The following is a 16,464-nucleotide window of genomic DNA, read 5'->3' as shown; positions in this document are numbered from 1 at the left end:
TTTCCTCCTAATTCTTCACATTGACTTCGTGATTAATTACGTGAGCCTGTTTTAAAGAATATGAATTGTTATCGTCATTTAGTTCCAGTTGATAGTCAATGTCTTTGGAATCAACTCTGACAATTAAACCGTTTTGTAAAGTGGTAGAGCTGACCATCACATCTGAAACCGGCACTTTATGATCTTTAGCAACTGATTTAATAAATGGCGCAATCTGCTCGGATTGAGATTTCACCACATTGGTTTGCACGTATTTTTCATATTGCGTTCCCATAAATAAAAGTAAAAACAAAAGTGCAATAATGCCTAGATCTCGGTAACGAGTATCGAATCTATGCCTGAGATAAAGAACTGTAAAAGCAATCATCGTTAAAGCCGCAACTGCAATCAGCACATAGAGAATGGTTTTACTTGTATTCTGATTTTGCTCAATATATTTAAGTGTGTAAAAAGTCATGACATAATTACCTCTATAAAAAACAATTTATGCTAATTTCCTGTAGTCAATACTTTTTAAGAAATTTCATATTAACTACCTTAATTATTACCAAATATAGCTAAAACATTTAATTCCTCCCATAAGCTTACTTCAACTGTGTTTATAAGCTCACCTATTAACAGTATAACAAAAAAGTAGTTAGAACCTGTCTAACTACTGCTTATCAATATTCAATTTATTTCTAGTTTTGAAAAGTACCAGTTGCTGCATCTGACTTTCGCCTTTTGCATCAAAGTCTTCTTTTAAATACTCGCTAGCAGCCACATCTTTTAACCATTTGGGTTCAGCCATTTTCATTCCCCTTAATCTTTATCTTAAATAATAAGCTAATTGTAACGTGCAAACCCTTAACTTAAGCCTTATTTTAAATTATCTCTCTTTTTTGGGATCGGTTTTTCTTTCTATTATAATGAGCTAAAATAGAAACTAACTGATAACGTGCAAAGGAGTAAAATATGAAAACAGGTACAAAAATTATTACATTGGATAACGGCTATCATTTGTGGACAAACACTCAGGGTCAAGGGGACATTCATCTGTTAGCTTTACATGGTGGCCCCGGAGGCAATCATGAATACTGGGAAGACACCGCTGATCAACTAAAAAAGCAGGGCTTAGACGTTCAGGTAACAATGTATGATCAACTAGGCTCCCTTTATTCCGATCAGCCGGATTATTCTGATCCTGCTATTGCTAAAAAGTATTTGACCTATGAGTATTTCCTAGATGAAGTTGATGAGGTACGGCAAAAACTGGGTTTAGACAATTTTTACCTAATTGGTCAAAGCTGGGGTGGCCTTCTAGTCCAAGAATACGCCGTCAAATACGGTCAACATTTAAAAGGCGCAATTATTTCTTCAATGGTTGATGATATTGATGACTATGTTAAAGCCGTGAATCGCCGGCGCCAAGAGGTTTTGCCCCAAACTGAAATTGACTTCATGCATGAATGTGAAAACAATAACGATTACGCCAATGACCGCTATCAAGAAGACGTTAATATTCTCAACATTAACTTCGTTGATCGTAAACAACCTTCTAAGCTATACCATCTAAAAGATATTGGCGGTACTGCCGTTTACCAGGCCTTTCAAGGCGATAATGAATTTGTCATCACTGGCAAACTAAAAGACTGGCATTTTAGAGACCAACTCAAAAATATTAAAGTACCAACTTTGTTAACTTTTGGCGAAAATGAAACGATGCCAATCGCTACGGCTAAAATTATGCAAAAAGAGATTCCTGATTCCCGCTTAGTTACAACTCCTGATGGTGGTCATCACCATATGGTTGATAATCCAGACGTTTATTACAAACATTTAGCTGATTTCATTAGTCAAGTTGAAGCAGGGACATTTAAAGGAGAATAACAAGTCCAACTATTTTTATACAAGTATAGCTAACAAAAAGCAAGTAGGCAACTGCTTGTTTTTTTGTTCACTTAAAAAAAGCTTATCTGCTAATTACTTTTTGCATAAATAGTGAATTTTTCACTATATTATTTTCCTGTATAAAATAACACTTTTCAAGAATATACTTTTTTTAAAAATTAGCAATAAAATATTTTACTTAACTTATAAATCAATAATAATAAATGCAAAAAATAATTTTGCATACATTTTACATGTTTAATTTTTCCCGTGAGTAAAGCAATACTTATAAAGATATATCCCTATATATTAAATTTTAAATTTACAAAGAATATATTTTTTGTCTAGACCAATTCGTGTTATTATAAAACTAAAGTATATTTAGATTAGGAAAAAATAACTAGGTGATAATAAATGAAGTTATTAATAGCCATAATATTAATTTTGGGTGGCTGTTCATACATTTTTGATTTAGTTTGGACTCTTTATCTGACATTTAGCAATAATGTAAAGCAAGATAATTACGGCGACCGCTGTCGAGATTTCGATACCATGTTCTTGTTAATCCCAGCAATGAATGAATTTCAATCCTTACGAAAAAACATTCCTTATTTAATGGAATTACAAAAACAATGTGAGAGTTTTATCAAACTCAAGCTGGTCTTTATCGATGATGATTCTAGTGATGGTACCACTACTTTATTACAAAAATATGCTTATCATCCTAATGTCATAGTTGTACACCGCGTAAAGCCTAATGCTCAGCAAGGAAAAGGCCCGGCATTAGAAGAAGCAGCCGAACGTATTGCCAAAATGAACTATTCTGAGGATAAAACTATTATTGGCGTCATAGATGCTGATAGCCACTTAGATGCAAATTACTTACGGCAAGTGGTCTATGCTTTTGACCATTCAAATTGCGACTTGCTTCAAACAAGAGTAAATATCTATAATCTGGATCATAATATTGCAGCAATGCAAAATTTTGAATTCACTATTTATAATTCTCTTTTACAAATGGCAAGAACTTATTGGGGTTCTTCTTTAGCTTCAGGTAATGGACAATTCATGACCTTAAAAATGACCAATAATGTAGGTTGGTCGTCATCATTATTGGAAGATTGCGAATTTTCATTAAAAGGCTTATTAAAAAGTTATCATGGTACCTTCTTAAATACCGTCAGCATTGGACAAGAAGGGGTTACTAAATATAAGAAACTGATCAAGCAACGTACTCGCTGGTGCCAAGGCGGTTTTCAATGCCTAGGCAAATATGGTAAAAGAATTATTAAATCTAAATTCATTCCGTCAATGGTTAAAACTTTTGTACTGCTCTTCCTGCTTATTCCAGTACTTTCAATGGTCACAACACCTGCTTCTGCAATTTCATTGATAGTTTTACTGCTTTATGTCAAAACGAATGCCTGGATTAGCATTTCAATTATTGCAAGTTTGCTGGTAATAGAATATTTGACAAATACAATGTTAATACTAAAGCAATATCGCGAAGCTAGATTTGATGAACCGCTAAAAACTTCTTATTTGCTGAAAATATTGTTTTTGATTGATTTTTACAGATGGTCGTTAGCCATAGTTCCATATAAAGCTTTGGGGAGAATTTTAGTTGGCAATCAGTCCTGGTCAAAAACTTCTCATACTTAACAAGGCAAAAAACGGAATTAACTTCTATTTTTAAATATTTACATTCAAAAAGACTAATAAATTTGTGTATTGATAACCCAATTTATTAGTCTTTTGCTTTCTGCAAATTTTATATAATTAGCCCCAGTTAATTGTACTACTGTTCTCTATTTTCAATGACTCTTCTAAATTGCAGCCAGCTCTCACTAAGATTTGAAGTCAGTGAGCCAGCTGCCTTATCTGGAGGGCAATCAGGATGTTTTTTAAGTAAATCGGTCACCTTTTCTTTTAATGCAGGAAATTTTTCCCAGTCACTGCTTTTAGCTGACCATGCTATATGTTCAAACGGACTCATATGCTTTTCAGCAAGCAATCTTTTACCCAAATTTGAGCCAATTCTGTTTTTCATTTGAGAGCGGTCATGATAAGAAATTCTGGCACATTCTGAAGCCGATTGCAGAAGCACTGGCTCAAGCCTCTCCCATGATAACAGATCATTCCCCTCAACCTCGATAAAAGGAACATGCAATATTCTTTTTTTCAGCGTTCCATACTTGGGACTTGCTTTAAGAACAGCTTTAATCAAAATTGCAATAGTTTCCATTTCCGGCTGGACGCCAGCAGCGATTCGCAAATCCAGAAAATTTTGCCAGTAAGTTGATGTTACCAGAGTTTCATGCCACATCCATGGTTCAATCAATCTGTTGCAGTCTTGTTTATGAGCATCATTCCATGAAGCTGGAACTGCATCATTTTTATATGCTTCATCATACTTGTCAGCAAATTTTTCCCAGTCACTAGCTTCAGCATCGTAAGGGACTTCTTCTTCATTCATTAGCTGTCGAAACATACCCAGAACGGCTTCATCTCGGGAGTGCAGCCAATTTGCAGTAGATCTCTTCGCCCTTTCCGAATCAGCAAATGGCCCTGTCATGCCCTTGTGATTAATAGTCCATAGTGGAATCACAGGTTGCTCCATGACTGGCTTGACGGTGGTCTTTATGCTTCTGGCTCTGGAAGAGGCACTGTTTCTGCTGAAAACCCGGTGAGTATTCCACTCAGGAAGAATAAATCTGGGAAACCTGACAATCATAGTTGTTACTCTGTCTGGTGTGATTAAGTTTTCATTCTCAGAAAACCTTCTATTGATTGAATCTTTTACAATTACAGCAGAATAGCCTCTAAGAACTGGATCCTCGTACCTTGCACAGATGGTCTTGGCACCATTTGGGGACCAGGGCATTTGCTTTTCTTCCACAATCATTGAAGACCAATCTGGTTTAACTTCACAACTATTATTGTGCACTGTAGTCATTTATATATCTCCTCATTAATTTATTAAGTCACAGACTATAATCATTATTAATCTATCTGATACTTTAAACAAATGACCTGCATATATAAACAAAAAAAGAATTTATAGTTTCCCAACCTGCCTATAAATTCTTGCTTTTTACTATTTTTGCCCAAATTTTTGATGCTAAGGCTCGTTATCGTGCTTTATTTCAGGTGCCAGTAAAAAAATACTAATTGCTGTAACTAGCAAAAGTTCAATAGCTGAAACTCCAATGCCAGATCTTGAACCTATTTTTTTAGCAACAAGACCGCCTAAAAGATAGCCCAAAGAGTTTACTCCAATCAGCACTGTTTTATAGATACTCGTAACTCGTCCAAGATATTTTTGTGCAACTTGCTGTTGCCTATTCGTGATGATACTAATATTAATAATTGATTCAATTATAGAAACAAATGCAATGGCCAGAACCATTGTTGGTACATTTTGATCCAGCGCAAAAAGGGCACGAAAAAGAGCACCTGCAAAAATTAGCGATACAAACAATAGATTAAACTTAATGTGCCTATTCAACCAATTGACCACTAAAGTACCAATTAAGGCACTGACAGCTGCAATCGCTGAAATTATTCCAATAGTTTGAGAGGAAAGTTTTAATTGCGTACGTAATATTATGAGGCTGTCATTATCAAAATTAGCTGACACAATATTAACTAGTGCAGCTAATATTAACGGATACAAAACAGAACGAAGATTAAGGGTATATTGCAGACCTTCCTTTATATCTGTTTTTACCGTTTTAAGTGCAGATTTAAGAGCTGTAAAGCCGGTAAAAGCAGTAGATTTAGTTTTCAGGCTGATACTTTTTTCCAGTAAAAGGCTAATAAAGTAGAAAACTGCACAAATACTAATTAAAAGGCTATGTGAAATATATTGATATAATATTCCGCCTATAATAGGCAATGCAAAATTAGCTGCATATTGTATGCCATAAATCAGACTGTTTAATTCTGAAAAATCCTTCTTTTCTACTAAAAAAGAAACAAAAGTAATTTCTGACACCGTATTAATTGTGTTTGTCACGCTGACGACAAGTGATACCGCATAAATAATTAAAATCATGCAATTCACCGTTAGCTGGAATGCAAATGATGCGGAAAGAATCAAGTAGCTGATTAATCTAATCAAATCACTAAAAATGAGAATCTTTTTAACATCTAATTTATCCGTTAGAGCTCCTGCCGGAAGACCTAAAACCAAAATAGGCAATGTTTCAATAATAGAAATTATTGATAAGTGAATACCATTTTTAGTGATATCAAGTACCATCAACGGCAACGCAAATGACATTAAAGAGCTGCCCAAGTTATCGGTGATCACTGACAAAATATACAGTTTGTTGTTTTTACTTTTTAGTATATTTTGCATGTGAACAAATAGCAGCCTTTCTTTAATTAGTGTCAATTTCTTAAAATATTAAAGTACTAAGTACCAAAAGTCAATATAATTTCTTTAGGGCTTGAACCCAATATTCTCTCCGGATCAGGCCTTTCATTTTTTCTTTGTTATAGGCAGCGGATTATATTCTGTAATTGCTTTAGTCAAAATATTATATTCAGCCTTCAACCTTTTTTATCGTTATAGTTTGCTTATCCTCATTAGAGTCTATTGCAACTCTGTAAATAGCTGATCTGCGTTTATTCTTTCAGCATTTTTCTATGGATAACAACCGCTCTAGAGTTGCCTCATTTCTTTAATTTGAATGACTTTTTCATTTGAAATTTTGCTTTCCATAACCCAATTAATTATGCTCTAATCATCGTTGATCTAACAATTGTCTAAAACTACAACAGTGTGGTGGTACATGTTTTTTTGTTCTAATCATCATTGATCTAACAATCATCTAAAACCTGATAACATACCTATCCAAGTTCTTCATAGTTCTAATCATCATTGATCTAACAATCATCTAAAACTAGCCCTTAAACGTTGCTTACGTGTTGCCGGTTCTAATCATCATTGATCTAACAATCATCTAAAACACCTAGTAATATTCTTATACTTTATTGTGGGTTCTAATCATCATTGATCTAACAATCATCTAAAACCTATATGGAACTTTGCCATTGTTCTGTAGCGTTCTAATCATCATTGATCTAACAATCATCTAAAACTTGCCGTTCTTCTCTGTTGACGTGTTGCCGGTTCTAATCATCATTGATCTAACAATCATCTAAAACTACTTAAGCGCCAATTTTTCATTATCATTTGTTCTAATCATCATTGATCTAACAATCATCTAAAACTTTCACTGTTGTAATAATGAATGCCGGGATGTTCTAATCATCATTGATCTAACAATCATCTAAAACTATAAGTGGTCGCTAATGTCATCAGCAATTGTTCTAATCATCATTGATCTAACAATCATCTAAAACGCAACGACAACAGGAACCGTTTTTAATTTAGTTCTAATCATCATTGATCTAACAATCATCTAAAACTTGACGTTGAAGACTTAACTGTTACTAGCTGTTCTAATCATCATTGATCTAACAATCATCTAAAACATATTCATCTACCACATAACGTATACCACCGTTCTAATCATCATTGATCTAACAATCATCTAAAACTATCAGGTAAGGCAAAGAACTCCTTATCAGGTTCTAATCATCATTGATCTAACAATCATCTAAAACCTGCATTGCGCCCTTATTATAATTATTTTCGTTCTAATCATCATTGATCTAACAATCATCTAAAACGTTGCCAATTGATGCCAAGCGCTGAATGTTGTTCTAATCATCATTGATCTAACAATCATCTAAAACGTTGCCAATTGATGCCAAGCGCTGAATGTTGTTCTAATCATCATTGATCTAACAATCATCTAAAACTTGCTTGTGTCATTGTCTTGGCTGTCAGGGGTTCTAATCATCATTGATCTAACAATCATCTAAAACCAATGTAGATACATTATGCTATTATATAGAGTTCTAATCATCATTGATCTAACAATCATCTAAAACTGCTATGCAATTCGCCCACGTAAAAATTGCGTTCTAATCATCATTGATCTAACAATCATCTAAAACTTATCTTACACCCATGCCTTTTTAAGTAACGTTCTAATCATCATTGATCTAACAATCATCTAAAACCGATATTTTATAATCTGATTTTAATATTGTTGCTAGTACCAATCGATTAGATCCTTATCAATATAGTAAAAAGGTATGTCTTTAGAAATTGCCAAATTTTCTTTTGTCGTGAATTCAATTACAACCAAAATTAAATTCATTTCTGTGACAAGACTAGCTAATTCTTGCCACTCCCGTTCTTCTAAGTAATGAGCTACATTACAAATAACAGGAACTGATTTTAAATTACACGTTTCGTGAATTTTTAAAACTGTTTCTATTATACCATATGGATTGAGCAACATTGATTTATCTAAATGAATTTCTGTAAATTTAAGCAATTTTTTTAAGTCTTCATCAAAATTAATTGCTAAGGGTAAATCTTCAAGTAAAAGTGAGTCCTGCAAGTTTGACTCTAGATTATAAAAAGACTTCATCACCTTATTACGATTTTCTTCGTCTAAATTTTTTAGGTAACTATTTACAATATGAGGCATATACTTTTTAGTAATATCTCCACAAAGCATGGGATCACTAATAAAATCAAAAGTTTTACTTACATCAAGGGGGCTATAATCATCCTCTGAACAAATTAACATCTTGTTTTTTCCTTGAAAGCCTTGAATTATATCACGGTATGCAATTGGGCTTTGTAAACCAATTACTTTTATTCCAGGATCTTTAAATACCCATTTTTTATGAGTCGCATAAGTTAAAATCATAAAATTACCGTCCTATCTGATGTATTACGCACATCATCAATTGGCTTACCGACTAAAAAATGCATGTCATTATATTGTTTTTCAGTAACCATTAATGACTGTACTAATCCCCCGTGAGGTAAAAACTTTCTAATACGATTTTCCAAAAACTTAGCGGTTTGTCTAGTAACACAGACTCTCACATATACTGAAAACTGGACCATCAGAAAACCTTCATTAATTAACTTTTTATGAAATTGGCGATATTCTTTTCGTTCTTCTGCCGTTTCAGTTGGTAAATCAAACATTATCATTTCCATTTCTGGCAATTCCTTACTATCCCCACTCAGAAACTTTAAACATTCTCTCGTATAAACTGTAATAGCATTTGTTAAAAGCGTCTTTTTACCATTAAATTTTATTTCTAAACTTAAAAGTTCAACTAGGCCATACTTAATATCTGGCGTTAGTTCTTTAATTTTTTCATGAGCCTTAACCCAATAATCAACAAATGGTCTAAATGGTTCCATTAGATCCGAGGCCAAATTAAACTGATTTTCCTGTGAACAGTGGTGAATGCCAAAATATGTTAGATAGCCATTCATTGCAATTTCTCTATTAAAACTTGAGAGTAAAATGGCATAACCATAATCTAATGCTGCATTAATGGCACTGGTATCACGCCTAACAAAATTCTTATCAAATAAAAGCATAAAATATTTACGGGCTGCAATTGCCTCTCGGTTACTTTCATCATTAATTTCTAACTGGTCCAGTTCACTCTGAACTTCGTCCTTATTCAAATGATAATTAGCTAAAACCGCAATCTGATTTTTGATCTTTTGACTAACAATTCTTGTCCACAGTAATTCTTTTAAATGATCATCCCAATTAAATTGTTGCGTTAATTTAGCCATATTCCTTGTTCCCGGATAATAAACAGCTGTTTCAACGATAGGATTACCTTTTTCATCAACAAATATAACTTTGGTTTGATTCTGCGCCAACTTACTAATGAGAGCACTAGTGATCACTGTCTGTGTGGTTGAAACGAGCAATAAATTAATATCCTCAATTGGTATTTGGTTTATGCCATCACGAGTTTGTACAATCATCATTTGCATTGAATAAGTCAATTTAGCATGCTGCGTGATGATTACTGATCTCCATCCCATATTTTCCTCCTTGTATTTTTAAAAATAAATGTTATACTATAGTTGTTGGTTAGCTACCAACGTCTAATCATTATTGATCTAACAACCAGATTTTAAAATCAAACAATGTATCTTTGATACTAAGTTTCAACGCGGTATTATTACCGTCCTGCCTCAGCTCTATAGCGGAGGTTTTTTTATGCATAAAAATAGGGAACCGGATTATTTCGCTTCCCTATTTTTGTTTACAAATCGGCTATCCTAACCCGTTTTTCGAAAAGTCCAGTTGGTGACTGAAAAATTAATAGTGCTTCTGAAGATAATTTTATTCCAGATTTTTCTTGCATCTGTCCTAATGGAGTTCCTATTCCAATGTTTTTCAAATTACCTAATACCATATTATCGTGTAAGCCATTTAGAATATTACTTAAAGTGCTTTTTTTATCATTAATGCTTAAATCTAAAAACTTATCTCTGCCTACATGCAAACCGTTTCTAAAATTACTTGTATCAAATAATGATAAATATTGATCAACTTTTTGCAAAATCTCATCATATGCTTCTACTAGTAATTGATCTTGATCCTCGCCCTTTTTCAAGTTGTCTGTCACTATTCGCATAGTCTCCTGAGAAAGCGTCAGTTGTTTGGCATTAGCTTTATATTGATCAGAATAAAGCATAAACTTTTTGTCACCGTCTAAGACCACTTGCTTAAATGGTACATGATCTTTTATTACTCTAAAGCCTTTAACACCACGTTTAGGTTTCCCTTTGTTATCAAACATAATCTGCGGCTCAAGTACTTTGTGAAGTTTTCCTTGATAGTTTCCTTGTTTTTTAGCTTGATTTAAACTTGCAAGAGTGCGCATCGGAACACCAATAACTTTATAAATAGATTTTTTTGCCTGCTCAATTTTGACAATTACCATATATGCATCACTGTTACCGCTATAGCCACCGTAAATTTTCGGATCGAGTCCATTACCTTTAGGAATCAGCTTTCTAGTCTTCGCAAGGTCACGTTCACCGCGTGGATAAATAGTTACATCAAAAAGGCCACTATTTTCAGTAGTCGTTTCTCTTGAAACCAGCATATACTTATAATTGTATGCTTTACGTAATTTATCAAAAATATCAGGATGCTTATAAAAGACTATTCGATCACTATTATTTTCTTTAATTTTTTCTGGAGCTTTACGCTCAGAATTATCCTTTTGCAATAATGGCCACATAAACGTAAAGCCCTTGAAGTGTTTGATGACTTCCTTCTGCAAGTCCGGGTCTTGACTGAACTTTTTATACTTGCCATAAACAAAGTATGGACGATACTTAGGATAAACCTGGTACAAAAAGTTGCCACAAATAATTGAGAGGTAGGCATCAATGGCATGGTGATAGTCGTTCACTTCACGACTCTTATACAAGCTTAGCCGTTGACGCAAAGCCGAGTTGTCTCCGGCTTTAACCGTAATAATTTCTGAATCTGGATATTTATTTTGCAAAATAACTGACACTAATTTGACTATTTGACTTGTTTCTACCAACTGTCTGTTAATAAACCCAGATTTTTGAAATTTATTTAATCTATCTGGATCAAGTAGCAAATTACCTAGCTTATGCTTATTAATAATGCCATCCTTCTGCCAGTGTTTCCACATTTCACCTACCGTCATCTTCAAGTCTGAAACGTAATTATTGGCAAAGCGCTTATAAGGCACATCATCTGATTTTTCTGCATTTAGCGGAGTAGCAGTTAGTACTCTGTTATCAAAAGAGTCATCTTTAATAAATGACTGTGGCAAAATATGATCGATCTGATAATTTGTTGTTACTTCATCAATATTGATTTTTTGCCCCGTATAGGCATCCCTTCCAGCCTGCATAAAGTATAAAAAGTACTTATCTTTTAGCAATTTACGACTGGTCATCGCTTCCTTTAAGCTATCCGTTAACTTCTGATCCACTAGTTCGCCGGCAGTTTCCTGATATGCCTTGAGCAATTTCGTGCCACGAATATGTGACAACTGGGGATTTTTATCCGGTTCACGTGTAAATTCAATCGCAAATTGTGCAGGTTTCTTGCCACCAGCAGCTTTTACAACATCAGCTACTACCTTGACGACCTGCCTAATAGCTTTTTTGTTAGCAGGAGAGGTATAAGCATCAGCCAGAATTTCTTCAACACCATTTGCTTGAGTAACATTTTGGTTTTCCTTAGCAATTGCATCTTTAAAGTCTGGTTCAGTCACAATTTGCATAAAATTCTTTTGGCTATCCCACATTTGTTCCATAATGTTTTGGCCATTTGTATCATGCAATTCAACAAGGAGCTTACGTGATAATCTACCCCAGCCTTGCAAGCGCCAAGTTGAAATAGCTTTAAACTGTTCAGGTGTTAACCATTTAAATTCAGCATGCAACTTATCTTGAAAGATCTTTTTATCTTCAAAAATAGACGAATACTCAATTATTTTTTCAAAGTCTTTTTGATATTGTGGATCTGCTAATTCTTTATCAAACACATGTAAACTTTTGAGGTGATAATAACTCGCAAGATTTGAATTAAATTTAGTTGGATCCGCCAGCCCCTTAATTTCTACAGTTGGCAAATGGAGATTTTGCTTCAAATAACTTGTCAAAGATTTTTCTGTGACAGTTTTCTTTTCTTCAAAAAGATCATTGAAAATTTGTTGCTTAAGGTCGACGCTGATTCTACTACCATTGATTCTAATATTATTAAGCTCATTTAGAACTTCAAATCTTTGATAAAGCAAACTATTAGCTGGCAAAACATCTTCACCTAAAAGATAAGTATCCTTAATAGTCATGCGCTTAATAAACTTGTTGGCAGATTCTTGACGGTCTACTTTTTGCTCAAAATTCCAAGGCGTAATCTGACCATCTTCTTTTCTGACCATCCAAGCAAAACTCTTACCGGAAGTTTTTTTCTGTTGATCGGCTGTAATCATCGGACCTACATAATAAGGTACTCTGAATCTAACCAGTTCATCTAACTTGTAAGGTGCTTGTTTACAGTGATCTTCTACTGGGTTTTCTGCAGCTAAGAATGGATAATATTTGCTTTGATTAGCAATAATCTTATCTAGTTCGATTTGATGCAGCTGAAACGGAATTACACCATTACTGTTTGTTCGCTGCTTAGGCATGAAGTTATCTGCAGCTATTTCTTGCCGTATTTCATGAGCAAGATCGGAATCGTCAAGATTATCCTTAACTATTTTATAAAATTCATCTTTGGTTAAAGCTTTTTTCTTTTTTTGATCTCCAAATGTTTTTTTTGCTTCCAGTAAACGACCATGACGATTATTAACGTATAAATCATAGGCTAAAAGCAACTTTTTAGCTTTGGACCAATCTTGTGAAGTTTTTATATATCTCTTTAATTTTTTATAGTCTTTTTTATGCTTTTTATATTTTCCCACCATTGATGCAGATAAACTCTTACCTTCATCAACTATAAAACTCAATGAAATCGCACTAAAAAGCTTTTCAATATCAGCAATAATAGTTTGATCACTTTCATCAAGGTCTGGCAATAAGGCATCAAGCTTATCTTCAGCATCTTTATCTTTTAGCTTGAATTCCCATTGTGCCTTATCGCTTTTATCGATCTCTTTGCCTAAGATAGTTTCAAATTGCGTTTTGTAACCCATAACGGCATTAGCAATCTGCTTGGCTACATTTTTTTCTTCCTTAGCAGTTGAATCCGTTAATAACTTGGCAATTTTCTTAACCTTGTCCATCTTATAAACAGTTTTTTCAGCATCATTGCCACGAATAACAGCCTCAATCTCGGCAGCGTTTGAGACATTTAATTCAATAGGATTTTGCTCCTCAACTATCTTTTCCGCAAAAGCGTTATTAATGCTCGTTAAAATTGAATTTACATCAATTTTAGAAGCTTCAAAGTCTTTGACAGGCGTATCCTGTAAAAAATTACCACGATATTTAACAATGTGGTGGATGGCTAAAAATATTTCCCGCAAATCAAATTGACGGTCTTGAGTCATCAGTGCGTCACGCAAATGATAAATAGTTGGATAATCATGATAAAATTCATGATCTTCCTTAGCTGTCGGAAAGACAATAGCGTGGTATTTTTTCCTGTCCTTATCTAGTGGTGACACCCAAGATTGATGTAAACGCACAAAAAAGGCTGGATCTACTTCGGCCATTGGTTCCGCAAAAAATTCCTCTAATAGCCGTAAACGCCACTTTCTGCGCTTAAGGCGCCTTCTAGTAGTCCTAAAACTTCGTCGCTTTGCAGCGGTTCTCTCTTCATCAAATAAATGTGAACCTATGGCGGTTTTTCCTCTGAGTTTTAATAAGTTATTTTTCTTATCAGTCACGGCCCAGCCACAAGAGTTGGTCCCGATATCTAGTCCTAAAATGTAATCTTTATTAATCTTGCTCATGATTTTTCCCTTCTAAGTATTCATTACTATAAGAATACCCCTTATAACAATAGAATTCACTATCTTTTTTTATATAATAAAAAAATGATGATCTTAGTGACCATCATTTTTACTAAATAAACTAGAACTATTTGTTTGCTTTTTCTTTAATTGTTTCTGCAGACGCCTTTAATTTCTTTTCTTCTTCATCAGTCAGTGTCAATTCAACGGTTTGGACAATACCATCACGACCAACAATAGCTGGGTAAGATAAGTAAGTACCATATTTTTCCTGGTAATTTGAAACTGGCATTTCAGTGTGAGCATCGCTTTGAATGGTTTCTACCAAACGAGTTACAGCAGCTGAAATACCGTAGTTAGTATATTGCTTACCCTTATAAACTGTTTGACCACCAAACTTAATTTCATCGTTTAAGTCTTCAAGCTTAAGGTGTTTTGCTTCAGCTACTTCAGTAATTGGTTTTTCCAAAACTTTAACGGTTGACCAAGCAGTAAATTGTGAATTACCGTGTTCACCCAAGTTAAAGCCTTCAACTGAACGAGGATCTACATTCATTCGTTCACCAACAGCACGCTTCATACGGGCTGTATCTAATAGAGTACCGGTACCAATGACATGCTTGCGCGGTAAACCAGTTAGCTCTTGATACATATTAGTAATTGCATCTACTGGATTGGTAATGGCAACCAAAATACCATTGAAGCCGCTCTTCTTGATTGACTCCGCAATGTCTCCAATCCGCTCACGGTTATAATTCAATTCTGCAAAGCGCTCGCCGCCTGCTTCCAACTCAATATTTCCAAAAGCACTAATGACAATGTCTGCATCCTTGAGGGCGGAATAATCATTGATCGTAATAGTAGTGTGATGCTTCAAATTTGCCATCGCGTCTTGAAAATCAAGCTGATCTGCTCTAACCTTTGCTTCATTAACATCAATCATAACGAGGTCATCTACTAAACCCGTTAATATTAACTGCTGCGCTACCGTACTGCCAACGTGACCGTCTCCGATAACTCCTATTTTATTACTCATAATTTTTCCCTCCTACTTGTTTTTCAAAATTATGTAATTTCTATTATATACAAAATAATGATAAAAATAAAATTATTTTTAAAAAAATATTAGGCTTTTTGCTATTATTGCTAAATATAAATTAAAACTCACTCATTTTTTAAATTTCTCTTCCAAGAAAGCGTATACTAAAGAAAGGAGGTACATTATGAGACAAATTAAAATTGGCAACACCAACTTTTCTGGTTCAGCTATTGCACTCGGAATTATGCGCATGAATAAACTGACAGTTGATGAAGCTGTTAAGGTATTAGAAACTGCCCATGAAACTGGTATTAACTATATTGATTCAGCTGATGTTTATGGTCATGGTAAATCTGAAGAAATTTTCGGAGAAGCATTGCAAAAATCATCCTTAAAACGCGACGATTTTTACATTCAATCTAAGACGGGGATTTATGAAAATCCTAAATTGGATTACAAGACAACCAGGTATGATTTTTCTAAAAAGTATTTGATTAATGCCGTAGATGGTATCCTTTCCCGGATGAAAATTGACTATTTAGACAGCTTGCTGCTCCACAGACCAGATGCTTTAATGGATCCAGCTGAAGTTGGCGCTGCCTTTGATGAATTGCAAAGAGACGGCAAAGTGCGACACTTTGGAGTTTCAAATTTTAATCCAATGCAAGTTGACTTATTACAAGCGGGAGTCAGTCAAAGATTGTTAATTAATCAATTACAACTAAGCGTTATGCACACTGGTCCAATTGATTTCAATATTCACACCAATATGACCGATGAGCGCAGCATTGACCACGATCGGGGCGTTTTAGACTACTCACGTTTACACAACATGACTGTTCAGGCATGGTCACCTTTCCAGTATGGTCAAATTGAAGGCAACTTCATTGGTAACCCTAAGTTTCCAGAAGTCAACGAAGCTTTACAAAAAGTAGCTGATCAAAAAGGCGTTTCTAAAAATGCAGTTGCGGCTGCCTGGATTTTGCGGCACCCGGCAAATACACAGGTTATTATTGGGACTATGACGCCAGCCCATATCATTGACAGCGCCAAAGGTGCAGACATTTCCCTTACAGCTCAAGAATGGTATGACATTTATTTAGCTGCCGGTAATGATTTGCCATAAAGCCTTGCTAACTAAAACAAAAATCCTAACGATTCTGAATTGTAACTAAAAAGTTAGACAT

Annotated in this window: 10 protein-coding genes, 1 pseudogene and 1 CRISPR repeat array; of the genes and pseudogenes, 3 read left to right on the top strand and 8 right to left on the bottom strand. The window is 34.5% G+C overall.

Annotated features, from left to right (window positions below):
- Positions 1-7: 7 nt before the first annotated feature.
- Both ERK18_RS07530 and ERK18_RS09585 read right to left on the bottom strand, forming a co-directional pair.
- On the bottom strand, positions 8-457 hold the full coding sequence (locus tag ERK18_RS07530; RefSeq protein ID WP_046331609.1) for a DUF3290 domain-containing protein: 450 nt from the start codon (positions 455-457) through the stop codon (positions 8-10).
- Positions 458-709: 252 nt separating this feature from the next.
- Positions 710-790: pseudogene (locus tag ERK18_RS09585) on the bottom strand (PAS domain-containing protein); the annotation flags it as partial.
- Positions 791-954: 164 nt separating this feature from the next.
- Between ERK18_RS09585 and ERK18_RS07520 the strand changes: the two are divergent.
- The gene (locus ERK18_RS07520; RefSeq protein ID WP_187154937.1) at positions 955-1,869 is read left to right on the top strand and encodes a proline-specific peptidase family protein; all 915 of its coding nucleotides are present in this window, start codon (positions 955-957) and stop codon (positions 1,867-1,869) included.
- Between the two features lie 414 nt (positions 1,870-2,283).
- The gene (locus ERK18_RS07515; RefSeq protein WP_187154936.1) at positions 2,284-3,531 is read left to right on the top strand and encodes a glycosyltransferase family 2 protein; all 1,248 of its coding nucleotides are present in this window, start codon (positions 2,284-2,286) and stop codon (positions 3,529-3,531) included.
- A gap of 136 nt (positions 3,532-3,667) precedes the next feature.
- Here the strand turns inward: ERK18_RS07515 and ERK18_RS07510 are convergent, their stop codons facing one another.
- From ERK18_RS07510 to ERK18_RS07485, 6 genes are all read right to left on the bottom strand, one after another.
- Positions 3,668-4,825 (bottom strand): FAD-dependent thymidylate synthase, encoded by a 1,158-nt coding sequence (locus ERK18_RS07510; protein ID WP_187154935.1) that lies wholly within the window; start codon positions 4,823-4,825, stop codon positions 3,668-3,670.
- A gap of 165 nt (positions 4,826-4,990) precedes the next feature.
- Positions 4,991-6,232: an MFS transporter gene (locus ERK18_RS07505; RefSeq protein ID WP_222710128.1), complete on the bottom strand. Its 1,242-nt coding sequence runs from the start codon at positions 6,230-6,232 to the stop codon at positions 4,991-4,993.
- Between the two features lie 381 nt (positions 6,233-6,613).
- Positions 6,614-7,968: a CRISPR direct-repeat array (repeat unit 36 nt; unit sequence GTTCTAATCATCATTGATCTAACAATCATCTAAAAC).
- Between the two features lie 32 nt (positions 7,969-8,000).
- Entirely contained in the window at positions 8,001-8,669 is a 669-nt protein-coding gene (gene csn2 / locus ERK18_RS07500) for a type II-A CRISPR-associated protein Csn2 (protein ID WP_187154933.1), read from the bottom strand.
- Positions 8,666-9,823 (bottom strand): type II CRISPR-associated endonuclease Cas1, encoded by a 1,158-nt coding sequence (gene cas1 / locus ERK18_RS07495; protein WP_187154932.1) that lies wholly within the window; start codon positions 9,821-9,823, stop codon positions 8,666-8,668. The genes csn2 and cas1 overlap by 4 nt, the downstream gene beginning before the upstream one ends.
- A 224-nt stretch (positions 9,824-10,047) precedes the next feature.
- Positions 10,048-14,238 carry a type II CRISPR RNA-guided endonuclease Cas9 gene (gene cas9, locus ERK18_RS07490; RefSeq protein ID WP_187154931.1) on the bottom strand — a complete coding sequence of 1,397 codons (4,191 nt, stop codon included), beginning with the start codon at positions 14,236-14,238 and terminating at the stop codon, positions 10,048-10,050.
- A gap of 127 nt (positions 14,239-14,365) precedes the next feature.
- Positions 14,366-15,274, bottom strand: a complete 909-nt coding sequence (locus ERK18_RS07485; protein ID WP_187154930.1) for an L-lactate dehydrogenase — start codon at positions 15,272-15,274, stop codon at positions 14,366-14,368.
- 187 nt (positions 15,275-15,461) lie between these two features.
- Between ERK18_RS07485 and ERK18_RS07480 the strand changes: the two genes are divergently transcribed.
- Positions 15,462-16,403 (top strand): aldo/keto reductase, encoded by a 942-nt coding sequence (locus tag ERK18_RS07480; protein ID WP_187154929.1) that lies wholly within the window; start codon positions 15,462-15,464, stop codon positions 16,401-16,403.
- The last annotated feature ends 61 nt before the right edge of the window (positions 16,404-16,464 follow it).

Origin of the sequence: Lactobacillus kimbladii (assembly GCF_014323605.1) — a bacterium.
GTDB lineage: Bacteria > Bacillota > Bacilli > Lactobacillales > Lactobacillaceae > Lactobacillus > Lactobacillus kimbladii_B.
Note: the sequence above shows the minus strand (reverse complement) of the source record. Positions and strands in the feature narration are given on the sequence as shown.

Coding starts and splice junctions, on each gene's coding strand:
- ERK18_RS07530 (WP_046331609.1), bottom strand. CDS start 457: ATGACTTTTTACACACTTAAATATATTGAGCAAAATCAGAATACAAGT.
- ERK18_RS07520 (WP_187154937.1), top strand. CDS start 955: ATGAAAACAGGTACAAAAATTATTACATTGGATAACGGCTATCATTTG.
- ERK18_RS07515 (WP_187154936.1), top strand. CDS start 2,284: ATGAAGTTATTAATAGCCATAATATTAATTTTGGGTGGCTGTTCATAC.
- ERK18_RS07510 (WP_187154935.1), bottom strand. CDS start 4,825: ATGACTACAGTGCACAATAATAGTTGTGAAGTTAAACCAGATTGGTCT.
- ERK18_RS07505 (WP_222710128.1), bottom strand. CDS start 6,232: ATGCAAAATATACTAAAAAGTAAAAACAACAAACTGTATATTTTGTCA.
- csn2 (WP_187154933.1), bottom strand. CDS start 8,669: ATGATTTTAACTTATGCGACTCATAAAAAATGGGTATTTAAAGATCCT.
- cas1 (WP_187154932.1), bottom strand. CDS start 9,823: ATGGGATGGAGATCAGTAATCATCACGCAGCATGCTAAATTGACTTAT.
- cas9 (WP_187154931.1), bottom strand. CDS start 14,238: ATGAGCAAGATTAATAAAGATTACATTTTAGGACTAGATATCGGGACC.
- ERK18_RS07485 (WP_187154930.1), bottom strand. CDS start 15,274: ATGAGTAATAAAATAGGAGTTATCGGAGACGGTCACGTTGGCAGTACG.
- ERK18_RS07480 (WP_187154929.1), top strand. CDS start 15,462: ATGAGACAAATTAAAATTGGCAACACCAACTTTTCTGGTTCAGCTATT.